Origin of the sequence: Virgibacillus sp. LDC-1, from assembly GCF_030137545.1 — a bacterium.
Classification (GTDB): domain Bacteria; phylum Bacillota; class Bacilli; order Bacillales; family Amphibacillaceae; genus LDC-1.
Map to the genome: position 1 here is coordinate 1 of NZ_JARUVL010000017.1, position 14,723 is coordinate 14,723.

Annotated in this window: 20 protein-coding genes; 13 read left to right on the plus strand and 7 right to left on the minus strand. The window is 37.3% G+C overall.

Annotated elements, in window-relative coordinates; translation table 11 throughout:
* Positions 1-154: 154 nt before the first annotated feature.
* Entirely contained in the window at positions 155-670 is a 516-nt protein-coding gene (locus QBK89_RS12735) for a phosphatidylglycerophosphatase A family protein (RefSeq protein WP_284141443.1), read from the minus strand.
* An 88-nt stretch (positions 671-758) separates the two neighbouring features.
* On the opposite strand from QBK89_RS12735, the gene QBK89_RS12740 reads away from it, so the two are divergent.
* Both QBK89_RS12740 and QBK89_RS12745 read left to right on the plus strand, forming a co-directional pair.
* Positions 759-1,730, plus strand: a complete 972-nt coding sequence (locus tag QBK89_RS12740) for a protein kinase family protein (RefSeq protein ID WP_284141444.1) — start codon at positions 759-761, stop codon at positions 1,728-1,730.
* Between the two features lie 18 nt (positions 1,731-1,748).
* Positions 1,749-2,711 (plus strand): 2-hydroxyacid dehydrogenase, encoded by a 963-nt coding sequence (locus QBK89_RS12745; protein WP_284141445.1) that lies wholly within the window; start codon positions 1,749-1,751, stop codon positions 2,709-2,711.
* A gap of 107 nt (positions 2,712-2,818) precedes the next feature.
* On the opposite strand, the gene QBK89_RS12750 is transcribed toward QBK89_RS12745, so the two are convergent.
* Positions 2,819-3,043: a NifU family protein gene (locus QBK89_RS12750; protein ID WP_284141446.1), complete on the minus strand. Its 225-nt coding sequence runs from the start codon at positions 3,041-3,043 to the stop codon at positions 2,819-2,821.
* Positions 3,044-3,228: 185 nt separating this feature from the next.
* On the opposite strand from QBK89_RS12750, the gene QBK89_RS12755 reads away from it, so the two are divergent.
* From QBK89_RS12755 to QBK89_RS12765, 3 genes are all read left to right on the plus strand, one after another.
* On the plus strand, positions 3,229-3,561 hold the full coding sequence (locus QBK89_RS12755) for a YuzD family protein (protein WP_284141447.1): 333 nt from the start codon (positions 3,229-3,231) through the stop codon (positions 3,559-3,561).
* A gap of 15 nt (positions 3,562-3,576) precedes the next feature.
* The gene (gene dapF, locus QBK89_RS12760; protein WP_284141448.1) at positions 3,577-4,437 is read left to right on the plus strand and encodes a diaminopimelate epimerase; all 861 of its coding nucleotides are present in this window, start codon (positions 3,577-3,579) and stop codon (positions 4,435-4,437) included.
* Between the two features lie 81 nt (positions 4,438-4,518).
* Positions 4,519-4,875, plus strand: coding sequence for a HesB/IscA family protein (locus tag QBK89_RS12765; RefSeq protein ID WP_284141449.1), 357 nt, complete (start codon positions 4,519-4,521; stop codon positions 4,873-4,875).
* 61 nt (positions 4,876-4,936) lie between these two features.
* Here the strand turns inward: QBK89_RS12765 and QBK89_RS12770 are convergent, their stop codons facing one another.
* Complete coding sequence (locus QBK89_RS12770; RefSeq protein WP_443089797.1) at positions 4,937-5,938, minus strand: NAD(P)/FAD-dependent oxidoreductase; 1,002 nt, start codon at positions 5,936-5,938, stop codon at positions 4,937-4,939.
* A 315-nt stretch (positions 5,939-6,253) separates the two neighbouring features.
* On the opposite strand from QBK89_RS12770, the gene QBK89_RS12775 reads away from it, so the two are divergent.
* The 3 genes from QBK89_RS12775 to QBK89_RS12785 all read left to right on the plus strand — a co-directional run bounded on the left by QBK89_RS12775 (position 6,254) and on the right by QBK89_RS12785 (position 8,691).
* The gene (locus QBK89_RS12775) at positions 6,254-7,474 is read left to right on the plus strand and encodes an NAD(P)/FAD-dependent oxidoreductase (RefSeq protein WP_284141451.1); all 1,221 of its coding nucleotides are present in this window, start codon (positions 6,254-6,256) and stop codon (positions 7,472-7,474) included.
* A 101-nt stretch (positions 7,475-7,575) separates the two neighbouring features.
* On the plus strand, positions 7,576-7,896 hold the full coding sequence (locus QBK89_RS12780) for a YuiB family protein (protein ID WP_284141491.1): 321 nt from the start codon (positions 7,576-7,578) through the stop codon (positions 7,894-7,896).
* 111 nt (positions 7,897-8,007) lie between these two features.
* The gene (locus tag QBK89_RS12785; RefSeq protein ID WP_284141492.1) at positions 8,008-8,691 is read left to right on the plus strand and encodes a 3D domain-containing protein; all 684 of its coding nucleotides are present in this window, start codon (positions 8,008-8,010) and stop codon (positions 8,689-8,691) included.
* A gap of 29 nt (positions 8,692-8,720) precedes the next feature.
* On the opposite strand, the gene QBK89_RS12790 is transcribed toward QBK89_RS12785, so the two are convergent.
* The 3 genes from QBK89_RS12790 to deoD all read right to left on the minus strand — a co-directional run bounded on the left by QBK89_RS12790 (position 8,721) and on the right by deoD (position 10,767).
* Entirely contained in the window at positions 8,721-9,194 is a 474-nt protein-coding gene (locus QBK89_RS12790) for a divergent PAP2 family protein (protein ID WP_284141452.1), read from the minus strand.
* Between the two features lie 124 nt (positions 9,195-9,318).
* Positions 9,319-9,912 carry a biotin transporter BioY gene (locus QBK89_RS12795; protein ID WP_284141453.1) on the minus strand — a complete coding sequence of 198 codons (594 nt, stop codon included), beginning with the start codon at positions 9,910-9,912 and terminating at the stop codon, positions 9,319-9,321.
* Positions 9,913-10,059: 147 nt separating this feature from the next.
* The gene (deoD, locus tag QBK89_RS12800) at positions 10,060-10,767 is read right to left on the minus strand and encodes a purine-nucleoside phosphorylase (RefSeq protein ID WP_284141454.1); all 708 of its coding nucleotides are present in this window, start codon (positions 10,765-10,767) and stop codon (positions 10,060-10,062) included.
* Between the two features lie 324 nt (positions 10,768-11,091).
* On the opposite strand from deoD, the gene QBK89_RS12805 reads away from it, so the two are divergent.
* The 3 genes from QBK89_RS12805 (at position 11,092) to QBK89_RS12815 (ending at position 13,108) form a co-directional block, all read left to right on the plus strand.
* Positions 11,092-11,355: a phosphocarrier protein HPr gene (locus QBK89_RS12805; protein ID WP_284141455.1), complete on the plus strand. Its 264-nt coding sequence runs from the start codon at positions 11,092-11,094 to the stop codon at positions 11,353-11,355.
* A gap of 79 nt (positions 11,356-11,434) precedes the next feature.
* The gene (locus tag QBK89_RS12810; protein WP_284141456.1) at positions 11,435-11,923 is read left to right on the plus strand and encodes a cation:proton antiporter regulatory subunit; all 489 of its coding nucleotides are present in this window, start codon (positions 11,435-11,437) and stop codon (positions 11,921-11,923) included.
* Positions 11,924-11,929: 6 nt separating this feature from the next.
* Complete coding sequence (locus QBK89_RS12815; RefSeq protein WP_284141457.1) at positions 11,930-13,108, plus strand: cation:proton antiporter; 1,179 nt, start codon at positions 11,930-11,932, stop codon at positions 13,106-13,108.
* Positions 13,109-13,157: 49 nt separating this feature from the next.
* Here the strand turns inward: QBK89_RS12815 and kapB are convergent, their stop codons facing one another.
* Complete coding sequence (kapB, locus tag QBK89_RS12820; RefSeq protein WP_284141458.1) at positions 13,158-13,550, minus strand: kinase-associated lipoprotein KapB; 393 nt, start codon at positions 13,548-13,550, stop codon at positions 13,158-13,160.
* A 124-nt stretch (positions 13,551-13,674) separates the two neighbouring features.
* Here kapB and QBK89_RS12825 point away from each other — a divergent pair, with 124 nt between their 5' ends.
* The gene (locus tag QBK89_RS12825) at positions 13,675-13,872 is read left to right on the plus strand and encodes a hypothetical protein (RefSeq protein WP_284141459.1); all 198 of its coding nucleotides are present in this window, start codon (positions 13,675-13,677) and stop codon (positions 13,870-13,872) included.
* 130 nt (positions 13,873-14,002) lie between these two features.
* Positions 14,003-14,578: a superoxide dismutase family protein gene (locus QBK89_RS12830; RefSeq protein ID WP_284141460.1), complete on the plus strand. Its 576-nt coding sequence runs from the start codon at positions 14,003-14,005 to the stop codon at positions 14,576-14,578.
* Positions 14,579-14,723: the final 145 nt, after the last annotated feature.

Genomic DNA, 14,723 nt, shown 5'->3' on the forward strand with positions numbered 1-14,723 from the left:
AATAACCTCCTTCTCCTGCTAAATAAGCTTGTACCACCGCTAGCTTAAAAGCCAAGTCATACTTTGCCATACTAAAACACCCCTAGAGTTAGATTTTTTGGTCTAACTCTAGGGGTTCACATCACTTGTTTGCCTCATCCTCTTTTTTGCATCCTTAATCATCTAAAAAAAGATCATTGTCTCCTGTAGCATGTGCAAGTCTACTTGAAGCAGCAGCTGCAATTGCTCCAACGATATCATCTAAAAACGTATGACATTCTCCAGTTGATTTATCATTCAGTCTTTCAAGAATACCAGGTTTTTCTTTATCAATGTAGCCATAGTTTGTAAAGCCAATGGAGCCATAGACATTTACGATAGAAAAGGCGATTACCTCATCGATTCCGTATAAGCTTTCATCTGTATCAATGGTCTTTTGTAAAGGCTGTTCGAGCATTTTTTTCTCTGCAAGCTTATCAAGCTGAATGCCAGTTAAAATAGCATTCTGTACTTCTCGTTTTGTCAGTACACGATCAACATTGTACAAGCAATCTTCCATTTTTAAATCATCATGGTATTTGGATTGTAAAAAATAAACAAGCTCTGCAATATCATGAAGTGTAACACCACGTTCTGTTAACCATTCTCTTGCTTTAATCTCTAATTCACTTTGATTTGTATTCTTATCCATACTTTCACCTGCTTTTTATTATTAGTTGAGTCAAATTAGACGTCATGTATACATATAATCATAAGAGTAGTAATCAGGAGGGATCGTGATGAAATATGTGTTAGAAAATGATTACCATATTAACATTATAGAAAAGATTGAATTATATGGCTATGAAGGATGGCGTGATGAAGAATACTATTATTTTATCATTTCTTCCAATAACAGGGAAGCTATACATATGGAACAGGCCGCACTTGCTTACTTTCTCGTTGAAAACGGATTCTCGCAAACAACTTATCCAATTACGACAAATGAAGGAAAATGGTTTGTCATTCACGATGAAAAACCATACATGGTTGTTAGGTTAGAAAAAGTTCAGGATCGTCCAATCGATAGCATTGGCAAACGGCTTGCACAATTTCATCAACTAGGCTTTTCATATCAATATGAACCTAAGCTTATATCGAGCTATGGACTTTGGAAGGAGCTATGGATTCAAAAAGTAACAGTATTTGAGCAAAAGCTGGTAGAGGAGGCGAACACTACAAAGAATGCCTATCATCGCCTGGCAATGGATGTTCTACCCTATATTATTGGTGTGAGTGAAAATGCCATTCAATATTTGCAAGAAAGTGATTCCGAGATGAGGTTTCACGAAGGAGATCAAGGCACCATTTCTTTTAACCGCTTTCGAGCCAATTTGCAAGCACCGATGATTTGGATGAATGATCTTGTATATGATCATCCTACTCGTGATATAGCAGAATATCTGCGTTTTTCATTTTTTCAACATGAGCAAGCACCAGAAAATGCGGTTGCATTTTTGCGGGATTACCAAACAATACAACCGCTCTCGATGTTTTCCTGGCGGTTATTATATGCGAGATTAATTTTCCCTATTCACATCTATGACTTTCTTGAAGAGGGCTTTAGGAGAAAGAACTATGATGAGCGCTATCCACTTTTTGTTCACTTAGTTGATAAGCAGTCTAAATATGAAAAACGGCTTGCACAATTTTTTGAAGCACTTGGAATCGATGCTAAAGCAATGCGTATCCCTGTGTTAAACTGGTTATAAATGGACAGGGGGGTAAAGATGAATAAACCTACTATTTATATAACGAGAAAAATACCAGCTGCATTGCTAAAGCCTTATGAGCAGTCGTTTCATTTTCGAATGTGGTCAGAGGAAGAAGTACCGATCTCGACAGAGAGGTTACGACAGGAAATACAACAAGTCGATGGGGTGGTTTGCTTACTTACCGAGCAGATTACAGAGGAAGTGCTTACGCAAGCTAACCGCTTAAAAATAATCGCCAATATGGCAGTAGGATACGATAATATTGATGTGGAAAAAGCAAAAGAAAGGAATATTATCGTTACCAATACACCAGATGTGCTAACAGAAACAACAGCTGATCTGGCTTTCGGGCTCTTAATTTCGACTGCAAGGCAAATCGTAATGGCAACGAAAGCTATTCAGGAGAATCAATGGGGCAAATGGTCACCCTTCCAGTTTGCAGGAGTGGATGTTCATGGAAAAACACTTGGAATTGTTGGCATGGGAAGGATTGGGGCAGCCGTTGCAAGGCGAGCCGCAGGGTTTAATATGAATGTATTGTACTATAATCGTTCGCGTGCATATGAGTTAGAGGAAGAAGTGAATGCTTCTTATGTAACATTTGATGGATTGTTAGCGAAAGCAGATTATGTTTTATCCGCAGTACCACTAACAGAAGAAACGAAGGATTTGTTTGATAAAGCTGCTTTCGCAAAGATGAAAAACAGCGCCATCTTTATTAATATATCTCGTGGAGGGGTAGTGGATGAAGCTGCTTTATATGAAGCATTACAAAATGGTACGATTCAAGCAGCTGGGTTGGATGTATATCAGAATGAGCCGATACATGCTTCCCACCCTTTAGTAGCACTCGATAACACCGTTTGTCTTCCCCATATTGGTTCAGCAACAGTAGAAACACGTGAGGCGATGATCAAGCTTTGCTTAGATAATATTGCTGCTTACTTTACAACTGGCTATCCGATTAGTTCCGTATGAAAAATATACCCAGTAAATGAAGAAAAGCCTCCCAAAAGCTAGCTTTGGGGGGCTTCCATACGATTTATTTCGAGCATTGACATATGAAATTCACATGTGAATACACATTAAAATACTTGTTCGATTTCTGTTACACCTGGTACTTCTGCCATTAACGCACGTTCAATACCAGCCTTCAAGGTTATAGTTGAACTTGGGCAGTTACCACATGCACCCATAAGACGAAGAAGTACAATGCCATTTTCATCTACATCAACCAATTCTACATCGCCACCGTCTCTTAGTAGAAATGGACGTAATTTATTTAAAACATCCTGTACTTGTTCACGCATTATCCATCTTCTCCTTTCCTAATGTCATTATAAAATGGATTATGAAAAAAATCTATCGGAAATGATTAAACATCGTTTATTAATCAATTATATTTTATCTTTTAATCGGGATTTTGTAAAATGAAAGTAACTCGCTTAGCGATTTGACATTTAGTAGAAATGTAAAGGGTAGAGGGGGAAAAACGATGATAAGCGAAAAAGTACGCATATCTGTATATGGAGCAGATCAAATTTGTGCAAGCTGTGTTGGAGCACCCGGTTCAAAGGATACGTTTGAATGGTTACAAGCAGCAATTGGAAGGAAGTATATGACTGAAGGAATAACCTATGAATATATCGACATTGATGAAACTCCGGCAACAGACATTCAAAAGCAGTTTATTGATCAAATTGAAGCAGATGAACTGTTTTATCCGTTAGTTTTAATAAATGATGAAATTGTGGCAGAAGGAATTCCACGTCTAAAGGATATTTATCGTGTTCTTGATACGTATAGAATAAAACAACAGAATGTATAAATTTGAGGTGTTAGCATGGAAATCCCTTTTGTAAAAATGCATGGGCTTGGTAATAATTATATTTATCTTGACTTCTTTCAGTTCCAGTTGGAAGAAAAATGGCTTTCTAAGCTAGCCCAGGATGTATCGAATGTTCATACTGGAATTGGCTCAGATGGATTGATTTTAATCCATCCAAGTGATGCCGCAGATCTTGGTATGCGTATCTTTAATAAGGATGGCTCAGAAGGGCAAAGCTGTGGAAATGGACTTCGTTGTACAGCTAAATATGCGTATGAGACAGGAATCGTAGCTGCTTCTTCTTTTACCATTGAGACGAAAGCAGGAATTGTGCATGCAACGGTTCAGGTGGAGGATGGGCGTGTTACATTGATAACAATAGATATGGGGAAGCCTGTTCTGAATCGAGCGAGCATACCAATGCTTGGCAAGGATATTCCGACAGTAATCGCTGAACCCTTTCAAATAGCAGGTCGTGAGCTTTTTGTAACGCCATTATTTATGGGGAATCCGAATGCGGTATTTTTTGTTGAGCGTATTGAAGAGGCGCCACTTCATGAGCTGGGCCCATTGATTGAAAAAGATTCCCGCTTTCCTGAAGGCGTAAATGTGGAATTTATCGAAATTGTTTCTGAAACAGAAATGAATTTTCGTGTGTGGGAAAGAGGTTCTGGAGCAACGCAGGCATGTGGAACGGGGGCATGTGCTGCAGTAGTTGCCGCTATATTGAACAAACGTGCGAATCGAAACACTACAATCCATGTTCATCTTGAGGGTGGCGATTTGAATATAAAATGGGACGAGCATGGCCATGTTTGGATGACAGGCGGAGCAGAGATTGTCGCAACAGGGAAATATCACTTTTCTGTAAAATAATATAAAACACTTCGGTTGAAGGCATCGGGTATGCTTTGTATACTTAGAGTAGGACATAAATGAATAAAAGGAGGCTTGAAGATGGTTATAACAATTACAGATAATGCAAGCCGTCAAATAAAGGAAATGATGAAAGAAGAAGAGGAGAACGTTCGTCTTCGCTTTGGAATCAAGGGCGGAGGCTGTAGTGGATTATCCTATTCACTTGGATTTGAATATGAAGTAAATGAAGCACTTGACATGGTTGATGAAATCAACGATATTCCTGTGGTGATTTTTAAACAGGATATTCCAATAATAGAAGGAACAACAATTGATTATAAGCAAAACATGATGGGTGGCGGCTTTAGCATTGATAATCCAAATGCCATTGTTTCTTGTGGGTGTGGATCATCATTCCGTGCAGCAGATCGCGAAGGAACACCAGAGAATTGCTAAAATAGAAAGATGCGTAAACATATCATTTGTTTACGCATCTTTTTTTAAAACATCTATCCTATTAAAACATGCTTGTTGAATGCTTTGGTTGTACACGTGCTTTTGGATCAATATATTGCTTTGCATTATTTATAGCGGTTGGTCCTTCACCAAATCCAGTAGCAATCAGCTTCACTTTGCCTGGATACGTACAAATGTCTCCAGCAGCATAGATGCCTGGAATATTTGTTTCCATTTTTGAATTAACGACAATACTGTTCTTCTCGATTTCTAAGCCCCAATCTTTTATCGGGCCAAGCGTAGAAACGAAGCCATAGTTACAAATGACCGCATCTACATCCATCTCTATTTTTTTATCTCCCTTTACTTCCTCTAATATTAGCTTGTCTATTTTATCAGAAGCAACGATATCGGTTGCAACATATGGGGTTAACATTTCAACTGAGCTGTTTTGCAACTGTTCTACGGTAGACTCATGGGCGCGGAAGCTATCTCGTCGATGAATGAGCGTTACCTTTTCTGCAATGGGTTCTAGCATTAATGCCCAGTCTACAGCGGAATCTCCTCCACCTAGTAATGCAACTCGCTTTCCAGCAAAATGCTTCATGTCCTTTACATAATAATGTAGGTTAACATCTTCAAATTGATCACAGGAAGGGATATTTAACCTTCGTGGTTGAAATGCACCGTTTCCGGCTGTAATGATAATTGTTTTTGTATAATGAATTTCACCTGTATGCGAGGTGAGCTTAAATGACTGATCCTCTAGTCTTTCTATCTTTTCAATCGATTGCCCAAGTATGATCGTTGGATCAAACATACTTACTTGTTTTTCCAAATTATCGACGAGCTCTTGCGCACGAATTTTTGGAAAGCCTGCAATATCATAAATATATTTTTCTGGATAAAGCGCCGTAAGCTGCCCTCCAGTGTGTGGTAAGCTTTCAATAATCTTTACACTTGCTTGGCGCATCCCACCATAAAAGGCAGTAAATAATCCTGCTGGTCCAGCACCAATAATTGTTACGTCATATAGCTTTTCGGACAATGTATTTTCCTCCATTTCCTAATACACATTACATGCCATTTACATCGTAACATAAATACGAAAAGAGTGTGAAATTGAAAGAATGATACATTTAAATGCGAGGTAAAAATTTAAAAATTTAAAAAAATAGTTTAGTAGTTGAAAAAGTGATGCAAAAGGTCTAATATAAAGAAGGATTATATGACAATTTTATTACAGTTATCATTTTGTTTTATCTTTTTGGAGTAAAAACTCAAAAGATCGGGTTTTGTTACACTCTTACGTGAAAAATATCACAAGGTAAAAAATGTCATATTGATAAAATACTACAGAGATGGAAGGGATCAGGAAATGAATAATCCACATATTGTAATACTGGGTGCAGGTTATGGGGGAATCATGACTACAGTTAACTTACAAAAGTCACTCGGTGTGAATGAAGCAAGAGTTACGCTTGTTAACAAACATGATTATCATTACCAGGCAACCTGGCTCCATGAGACAGCAGCTGGAACCATTCACCATGATCAAACTCGCATTCCGATCAAAGATGTTGTCAATATGAGCAAAATTAATTTTGTTCAGGATACCGTCGTAGCGATAAAACCAGATGAGAAAAAAGTACAACTCGAAAATGGGGAACTTGAATATGATATTCTTGTTATTGGTTTAGGCTTTGAAGCAGCTACCTTTGGTATTCCAGGTCTTGAAGAAAATGCATTTATGATTGGAAGCATCAATAGTGCAAGAATGCTTCGTGAGCATTTGGATTACAACTTTGCAATGTATCATAACGAAACGGAAAAGAATCCAGCGAGATTGAATATTGTTGTTGGTGGTGGAGGCTTCACTGGTATTGAGTTTATTGGTGAATTGGCTAACCGCGTTCCACAGCTTTGTGAAGAATATGATATTGACAGAGATCAGGTGCGTATTATAAACATTGAAGCAGCGCCATCTGTGCTTCCGGGGTTCGATCCAGATCTTGTTGAATATGCGATGAATTCTTTGGAATCACGTGGTATTGAATTTGTTACAGGTGCAATGTTAAAAGAATGTAAGCCAGATGGAATTGTGTATGAAAAAGACGGAAAGCAAGTCGAGATTCCAACCTTAACAACCGTTTGGGCAGCAGGAGTACGTGCTAATTCCATTGTGGAAGCTTCTGGTTTTACTACAAATCGTGGAAAAATAGAAGTACGCGGAGATATGCGTGCACCTGAATATGATGATGTATTCGTAATTGGTGATTGTGCATTGATTATGAATCCAGAAACAGGTCGTCCATATCCACCAACTGCACAAATTGCAATTCAAGAATCAAAAGTGGTGGCACACAATGTGAAAGCTATGGCACAAGGAAATACAGAGCTAGAAGATTTCACACCAAATATTTTAGGGACAGTAGCATCACTTGGCCACAATGATGCAATTGGTGTTGTGATGAATAATCGCAAAATATTCGGTTGGAAAGCTACGGTTATGAAAAAAATTATCGATAATCGCTATCTATTGAAGCTAGGTGGACTTCGATTATTGTTTAAAAAAGGTAAATTTAAAATCTTTTATTAAGATATATTAAAAAAAGCGAGGACAGTTAGATGTCTTTGCTTTTTTATTTATTTGTAATACAATGGACTGTGGTTGAATTAGAAACGAAGGGGAATGGAGACGTGGCACAGTTAATACAAATATTTGTTTCGACTATACTATTCTTTGTTATTTTTTTTGGAATCGCTTTTATTTTGAATATGCTGCTTCGAAGAACGTGGCTTATGACATTTTTATATCCAATTATTGTACTTATCATTGTGGATGATATGTCGACAACAGCCTATTTTAAAGCGCCTGGAGAAGCTTTTTCGACTGCTTTTTCAGCGTTAATGCGTATTACGCCAGTTGACATTATAATTTTATCAGCAGGATTAATTGGTACAATAGTTTCAGGCATTGTTATTAAAATACTTCGGAAAAACGGCTATCAAATGTTTTAATTGCAGTTTACATAAAAAAGATACATGCTTCTCAATCTAATTTTAAAAAGAAATGCATAAAATGATGCATTTTTGGCAATGATGACATCCAGAGAGGTGTTATTATTGAAAATGATAAAATTATTAAGAAGAGGAAGCATGTTTCTTTTGTTTGTGGCAGCTTGTTTGACTACCTTAATAAGTATTTCAAACATATCGTTTGCCGACATGCATGAATTGTTAGAAGAAAGTACCAGTGGTTCAAAGCTAGCTTCGTATGAATTACACACAGATAGAAATATAGCTTTACAAGAGAAGTCTTTAAACATTGCAAAAGAGCGCAAACGATATATTTCAAGTGAGCAAATTGAAGGACCAAAAACATTAGAAGAAGCAGTTAATACACAACAATATCCCAGCGCCAAAGTAGTTGCAACGGGATATACTGCTGGAGTAGAATCCACTGGAAAGACTCCAGATCATCCTCAATATGGGGTGACCTATTCTGGAGTTAAAGTGAAAAGAGATTTATATTCTACAATAGCAGCTGATTTATCGGTTTATCCGATTGGAACAGTTATGTTTATCCCAGACTATGGATATGGTGTTGTTGCCGATAAAGGTGGCGCTATTAAAGGAAATAAAATTGACTTGTTTTTTAACACTGTCGAGGATGTATATGCACAGTGGGGAAAAAAAGAAGTAGAAGTATTTATTATCGAGATGGGAAATGGAAAGCTCACGGAAGAACAATTGATACAATGGAACGAAAATGAAGCCTTGCAGGTGTTCCGGGAGAAATTAAACAAAAGCTAAACGGACAGTTCTACTGTCCGTTTAGTTTTTTAATATAGTGGAAAAAGGAAAAGGGCAATACAAATTCCGGCTAATCCTCCAAAAAATACTTCAATTGGTTGGTGTCCGAGTAGTTCTTTTAATTCTCGGCGTTTTTCGTATTCTTCTTTTTTATTCCAATCCTTTGCACCTTCGACAAAGTATTGAAAGTCTTTTACAAGTTGGTTTAATAAAATTGCATGTTCTCCAGCCTGTCTCCGTACTCCAGATGCGTCAAACATAGTGATAACACTAAAGACGAAGGCTATCGCAAACATACTTGAATTAATTCCTTCTGTCAGTCCAATTCCTGTTGTTAAAGCTGCAACGGCGGCTGAATGACTACTTGGCATCCCGCCAGTACTAAATGCAAGGCTGGGTTTAAATTCCCTAGTTACAATAAAACGAATTGGGATTTTAATGACTTGCGCAATCAGAATTGATGCCAGTGCTACCGTAAGCGGAAAATTCGTAAATATACTCATTTATAAAGGAGCATCCTTTCACAGATTAATTTCTACGCTTCCATATTTCTGTTATTGTACCATAGTATGTTTTAATCTGCATCGTTGATTGGTTACTCCTCTATTATTCCAAGATTTACATGTGTTACCCATTCATTGTTGTCCATGAGAATTTTATCCGTTTTGCTAAATTGACCATGAATATGGCAGCAAGGCATGCGAGCGCACCATCTTTAATCATAAATGGGATCATGCTAGTCCAAGTGGTGAGATAGGATATTTCTAAACCTAGCCACGTGTTCATAGCCAAATACATATAAGAAACACCAATAATGTAATTGACGATTAGTCCGATTAATGCGGCAACTGTGTATACTGGAACAGAAGGCTTTTTAGTATATTCAGCAATCCATCCAACAAAAAATGCTACAAAAATAAATGAAATTATAAATCCACCAGTAGGAGAAATTAATGCCATTGGCCCAGCAGACATGCTAGCAAAGACAGGGACACCTGCTATTCCTACGAGAACATAAGCAATAATGGAAAATCCACCAAGCCTTTTACCTAGCATTAAACCTGCAAGAATGGCAAAAAATGTTTGCAGCGATAATGGAACTGATGCGCCCCCGATAGGAATGGAAAGCATTGGAAACCAAACTGTTATATTGGCACCGATGGCCATTAAGCAGACGAAGACTGCTCCATAGGTCAAATCAATTGGTCGTATATGTTTCATTAAAAATTCTCTCCTCTCTTTTAAAATAATAAATGGGGAGAATATATAATGTCAACTATTTTTTAAATCGGTTAACAATTAAAATGTAGGTATTCTCTTTTAAATTAAAAAAGCACGCGCATAATATTACGCACGTGCTCATTCCTCTTATTTAATTGCTGCTTCTAATGCGATTTCCATCATTTCATTAAAGGTCGTTTGTCTTTCTTCAGCAGTGGTTTCTTCACCAGTTAAGATATGATCGGAAACAGTTAGCACGGATAGTGCTTGGCGACCATACTTAGCTGCGAGTGTATAAAGTGCAGTCGTTTCCATTTCCACAGCAAGCACTTTATATTTCGCTAATAGTTCATTTACTTCATTTGCATTATCACGATAGAATGTATCACTTGTAAATACATTCCCAACCTGTACTTGAAGTCCCTTCGCAATACCAGCTTCATAAGCATTTTTCAAAAGAGTAAAGTCTGCTAATGGTGCATAATCAATCCCTTGAAAAATAAGCTTGTTCATTTGTGAATCTGTTGTAGATCCTTGTGCCAAAATGACGTCACGTACTTTAACATCTTTCTGAATGGCACCACATGTCCCTACACGGATTAGTTTTTTCACGTCATAGCTTTGGATAAGCTCATTGACGTATATGGAGATGGATGGAACACCCATGCCTGTCCCTTGAACAGAGACACGTTCTCCTTTATATGTACCAGTGAATCCAAGCATTCCACGTACTTCATTATATTGTTGGACATCCTCTAAAAAAGTTTCAGCAATAAATTTTGCGCGTAGAGGATCACCAGGTAATAAAATTTTATCAGCGATTTCACCAGATTTTGCTCCTATATGAACACTCATATCTAATTCCTCCTAAAAAGAGATTCAATTCAAATAAAACGTTATCATATCCGTCTTTTAAAAACAAATATAAGCTCATACGAGCGGAGAATTATCGGGAACTTGTCACATTTAAAAATGGAATCCTAATCGTTTTCTTTTCCTAAAATCTCATTTCATTAAAAAAAGAATGAAAATTTACGGTTAGATAGTAATAATATTTTATTAAAATAACGATTTAGTATATAATATAAATTGGTTCAATGAATTAAAAATGCAATTTTTTGTTGCACCATTTACAACAAAGTACATAGTAAAAAATAACATATTGAAGGGATGATAACAATGAAGGAACAATCATTCAAAATCACTGCAGAAACAGGTGTCCATGCTCGCCCAGCAACATTGCTAGTAAACAAAGCAGGACAATATGAATCAGAAGTAGAAATTGCATACAATGGTAAAAAGGTAAATCTAAAGTCAATTATGGGTGTTATGTCACTTGGAATTCCAACAGGTGCAGAAATTTCCGTAATTGCAGACGGTAGTGATGAGGAAGAAGCAATTAAAGGAATTGAAGAAGTTATTAAAGAGCATCTTGGAGAATAAATAGATAAGGCTGGAGCAATTGTCTCTGGCCTTTTCTTTTTCAATAAAACTAGAAAGATTTTTTAAATGAGGTGAGAAGATGAAGATTTCTGTATCACAGCTTCCTGGAATAGGACAAAAAATATCAATGAAAACGTCAGAAGACAATATGCTTGTTATTATTGTCCATCATACCGGAAAAAGGGAGCTATACTTTTTCGATGATGCGGACAGTGATGAAGCAGATTTTGCAATGGATTTAACTCCTGATGAAACGAGAGAATTAGCTGCACAGCTGCTAGGAGCAACCTACCAGCCAGCAGATATTGAAAAAATTAGGATGTTCAAAAAGCAGATTATCGTTGATTACATTGAATTAAAAGCAAAGTCATTCTTAGTCGACAAAACGATCGAAGAATCCGATATTCGAAACAAGACTGGAGCGACGATTATTGGAATTGTGCAAGGAGAAGATGTTATTGCTATTCCAGAGCCGGATACCGTTTTAAAGCCTGGCAACATTCTAATGTCTGTTGGTAAGGATGAGCAGATCGCAGCACTCACGAAAATCTGCAATGGTGAGGATTGATGCAGCATGTTTTCTGAATTTCCGATTTTACTTGATACAGGCCTTATCTTACTAGGCATTTTTGTATTAGGATATTTTTCGTTGAAGACAAAATTCCCGAATGTTATTTTATATATTCTTTTCGGAATCGTTCTATCTCGATTTTTAATGGACAATTCGATTTTGCACTTGTCTAGTGAAGTAGCTATTGTTTTATTATTCTTTTTACTTGGATTGGAATTCAATGTAAAGCGCTTAGGTGGAATTGCAAGAAAAATATGGACGTCTGGTTTACTCGATATTTTTCTTAGTATGGTCGTGTCAATCCTTATTGCCGTTGGATTCGGATTAGATTGGCTGACCGCATTTTTAATTGGTGGCATTACGTATGCGACGAGCTCTTCTATTACTGCCAAGCTACTTAATGATAAAGGACGAATGGCAAATACAGAAACAGAGTTTATTTTAGGTGTCCTTATCTTTGAGGATTTAATAGCGCCGATCATTGTTGCGGTTCTTATTGCAACTCATAGTGGGGAAGCTTTTACAAGTATGGACCTTATCATATTAATGGGGAAAATATTAGGGCTAGCATTTACAGCTGTTCTGTTAGGGAAAACTGTCTTCAAGAAATTTGAAGATTTTCTTATAAAAATTGATGATGAAGATATTAAAATCGGACTATTAGTAGGAATTTCTACGGTGTTCGGTGGGGTGGCCTTGTACCTTGGCTTATCTGAAGTGCTTGGAGCGTTTCTCGCTGGTGTTATGCTTGCAGAAATCGGAAAGGTAGAGCGAATACAAACAGCAGTTACGCCAATTCAGGATTTACTGCTACCTACATTTTTTATTTACTTCGGCTCAACAGTCAATATACAAGAAGGAATTCCAATGATAACACTTCTTGTTGTGTTAATTAGTTGGTCGATTGTTGCGAAGGTGCTGGTCGGTGTAATTGGTGGTCGGTGGTATGGGCTGTCAAATCGAGTCGCATTACGAGCAGGGCTTTCGATTGTGGCACGTGGAGAATTTTCCGTTGTCATTGCAAGTATTGCCGCAGCATCTATAAAAGTATTTGCGGGTGTTTATGTAGTAATCGTTGCGTTTATCGGTATGCTTTTATTCAATTATGCTCCAAAGCTGACGAACTTAGTATATGGCAAACCCGTAAAGAAAAAAAGAAACCTTACACCACCAACAGCTTAATGTTTAAATGAAAGGACAGTTCCCGTATTTGGAGAACTGCCCATTTTGTTTAGTTGAAATAAGCTTGGTATTCCTTTTCCTCTAAGCTCGTTAATTTTTGTAATGCGAGCTGATTAAATGCCGTGTCTTTAGCTTTTAATTTATCTTTTGCAACAGATACTGCCTGTTTCAAGGAATCTCCATAATTAGGCACTTCTCCTTCGAACCGATGGACAGCAGGCTTTTTAACATTCATTTTTTCTTTAAAGGCAAGTGCTTTCCGCTCATGAAAGAATACACCCTTTGTTTCGTTTGGATGATGAATATCACCTTGAAGCGGATGCTTGTGCACAGCGAGTACTTCAATGAGAAAGCGATCTCCACGATCTTCGACTATCTTTCCTATGTATGTTCCAGATCTATAGTGGGCGCGCACAAGATCTCCAGGTAGAAATGTTTTCATATCATTCAGCCTCCTTTATTCTATTTTGCCAAATATTAGCTAGAATAGCGACAATTAAGATTTAAGTCGTTTTCATTTACCCGTTCCTTTGATATACTTGGGACAAGAAAGGACGTGTATTATTATGATGGAATTTCTTTATTTTCCAGATGATAAATCTGAATACATCCCAGCAGTTATCACGCTCATTATTTTTATGATTGGAGCAGCTGTCATGATGTATATTTTATACAAAAAATCAAAGAAGGAAGAAAAGCTTATCAACCAACAATATAAGCAAATCATTGAAAAAGACGATTCACCTTCACTAAATAAAAAGTAAGACTTTCCGTAAAAGGAGAGTCTTACTTTTTATTTTATACATATTCGAAGATTTTTTATTGAAAGATGGTTTAGTTTCTCCTTAAATACAAATACTAGCATGTGAATAAATAAGAGAAGGAGAAAGCGAAATGCGTTTTTTACTCGTTGTAGTTGTCTTATTACTCGCTGCCTGTCAGGATGATTCTCCAAATACAAAATCGATTAATATGTATAACGGTTCTGGTGATATGGTTGGAACGGCAACATTAACAGAGCAGCCTGATGGAGTGAAAATAAAACTGAAGTTAGAGGGACTTACCCCTGGATTTCACGGAATTCATGTTCATGAATACCCGAAATGTGAAGGTCCAGATTTTAAAACAGCTGGAAACCACTTGAATCCTGAGGGAAAGGAGCATGGTCTGATGCATCCGAAGGGACCTCACCTAGGTGATTTACCAAATATTGAGGTGGAGAGTGATGGAACGGTTGATGCAGAATTAATGCTGCAAGGAGCGACGCTTCACGATGGGAAAAAATCAATTCTAAAGGAAGATGGCACATCCTTAATTGTCGACGCTGGACAGGATGATGGAGTAAGTCAGCCAAGCGGAAATTCAGGGGAGCGACTCATTTGTGGAGAAATCCGAGTCGATAAAAAAGGGAGTAATACAGAAACACCTACAGATCCTACTGAATTAAACGAGAAGCAGAAACAGGAATAATATGTTTTATAAAAAAGAACCACATAGACGATTTTAACGGAATCTTTTCCTTGAAGGTGAAAGTTTCACTTCATGTCATGTGGTCTTTTTCTATAACATATGTTAGAAGTTTTAAATGAAGAATAATAGGATGCCGATAAAAATG

Excerpts from the sequence above, each read along its gene's own strand:
- QBK89_RS12810 (WP_284141456.1), top strand. The coding sequence starts at position 11,435 with ATGAAGATTTCTGTATCACAGCTTCCTGGAATAGGACAAAAAATATCA.
- QBK89_RS12770 (WP_443089797.1), bottom strand. The coding sequence starts at position 5,938 with ATGGAGGAAAATACATTGTCCGAAAAGCTATATGACGTAACAATTATT.
- QBK89_RS12825 (WP_284141459.1), top strand. The coding sequence starts at position 13,675 with ATGATGGAATTTCTTTATTTTCCAGATGATAAATCTGAATACATCCCA.
- QBK89_RS12750 (WP_284141446.1), bottom strand. The coding sequence starts at position 3,043 with ATGCGTGAACAAGTACAGGATGTTTTAAATAAATTACGTCCATTTCTA.
- QBK89_RS12830 (WP_284141460.1), top strand. The coding sequence starts at position 14,003 with ATGCGTTTTTTACTCGTTGTAGTTGTCTTATTACTCGCTGCCTGTCAG.
- QBK89_RS12740 (WP_284141444.1), top strand. The coding sequence starts at position 759 with ATGAAATATGTGTTAGAAAATGATTACCATATTAACATTATAGAAAAG.
- deoD (WP_284141454.1), bottom strand. The coding sequence starts at position 10,767 with ATGAGTGTTCATATAGGAGCAAAATCTGGTGAAATCGCTGATAAAATT.
- QBK89_RS12815 (WP_284141457.1), top strand. The coding sequence starts at position 11,930 with ATGTTTTCTGAATTTCCGATTTTACTTGATACAGGCCTTATCTTACTA.
- QBK89_RS12735 (WP_284141443.1), bottom strand. The coding sequence starts at position 670 with ATGGATAAGAATACAAATCAAAGTGAATTAGAGATTAAAGCAAGAGAA.
- QBK89_RS12745 (WP_284141445.1), top strand. The coding sequence starts at position 1,749 with ATGAATAAACCTACTATTTATATAACGAGAAAAATACCAGCTGCATTG.
- QBK89_RS12755 (WP_284141447.1), top strand. The coding sequence starts at position 3,229 with ATGATAAGCGAAAAAGTACGCATATCTGTATATGGAGCAGATCAAATT.
- dapF (WP_284141448.1), top strand. The coding sequence starts at position 3,577 with ATGGAAATCCCTTTTGTAAAAATGCATGGGCTTGGTAATAATTATATT.
- QBK89_RS12805 (WP_284141455.1), top strand. The coding sequence starts at position 11,092 with ATGAAGGAACAATCATTCAAAATCACTGCAGAAACAGGTGTCCATGCT.
- QBK89_RS12790 (WP_284141452.1), bottom strand. The coding sequence starts at position 9,194 with ATGAGTATATTTACGAATTTTCCGCTTACGGTAGCACTGGCATCAATT.
- kapB (WP_284141458.1), bottom strand. The coding sequence starts at position 13,550 with ATGAAAACATTTCTACCTGGAGATCTTGTGCGCGCCCACTATAGATCT.
- QBK89_RS12775 (WP_284141451.1), top strand. The coding sequence starts at position 6,254 with ATGAATAATCCACATATTGTAATACTGGGTGCAGGTTATGGGGGAATC.
- QBK89_RS12785 (WP_284141492.1), top strand. The coding sequence starts at position 8,008 with ATGATAAAATTATTAAGAAGAGGAAGCATGTTTCTTTTGTTTGTGGCA.
- QBK89_RS12795 (WP_284141453.1), bottom strand. The coding sequence starts at position 9,912 with ATGAAACATATACGACCAATTGATTTGACCTATGGAGCAGTCTTCGTC.
- QBK89_RS12765 (WP_284141449.1), top strand. The coding sequence starts at position 4,519 with ATGGTTATAACAATTACAGATAATGCAAGCCGTCAAATAAAGGAAATG.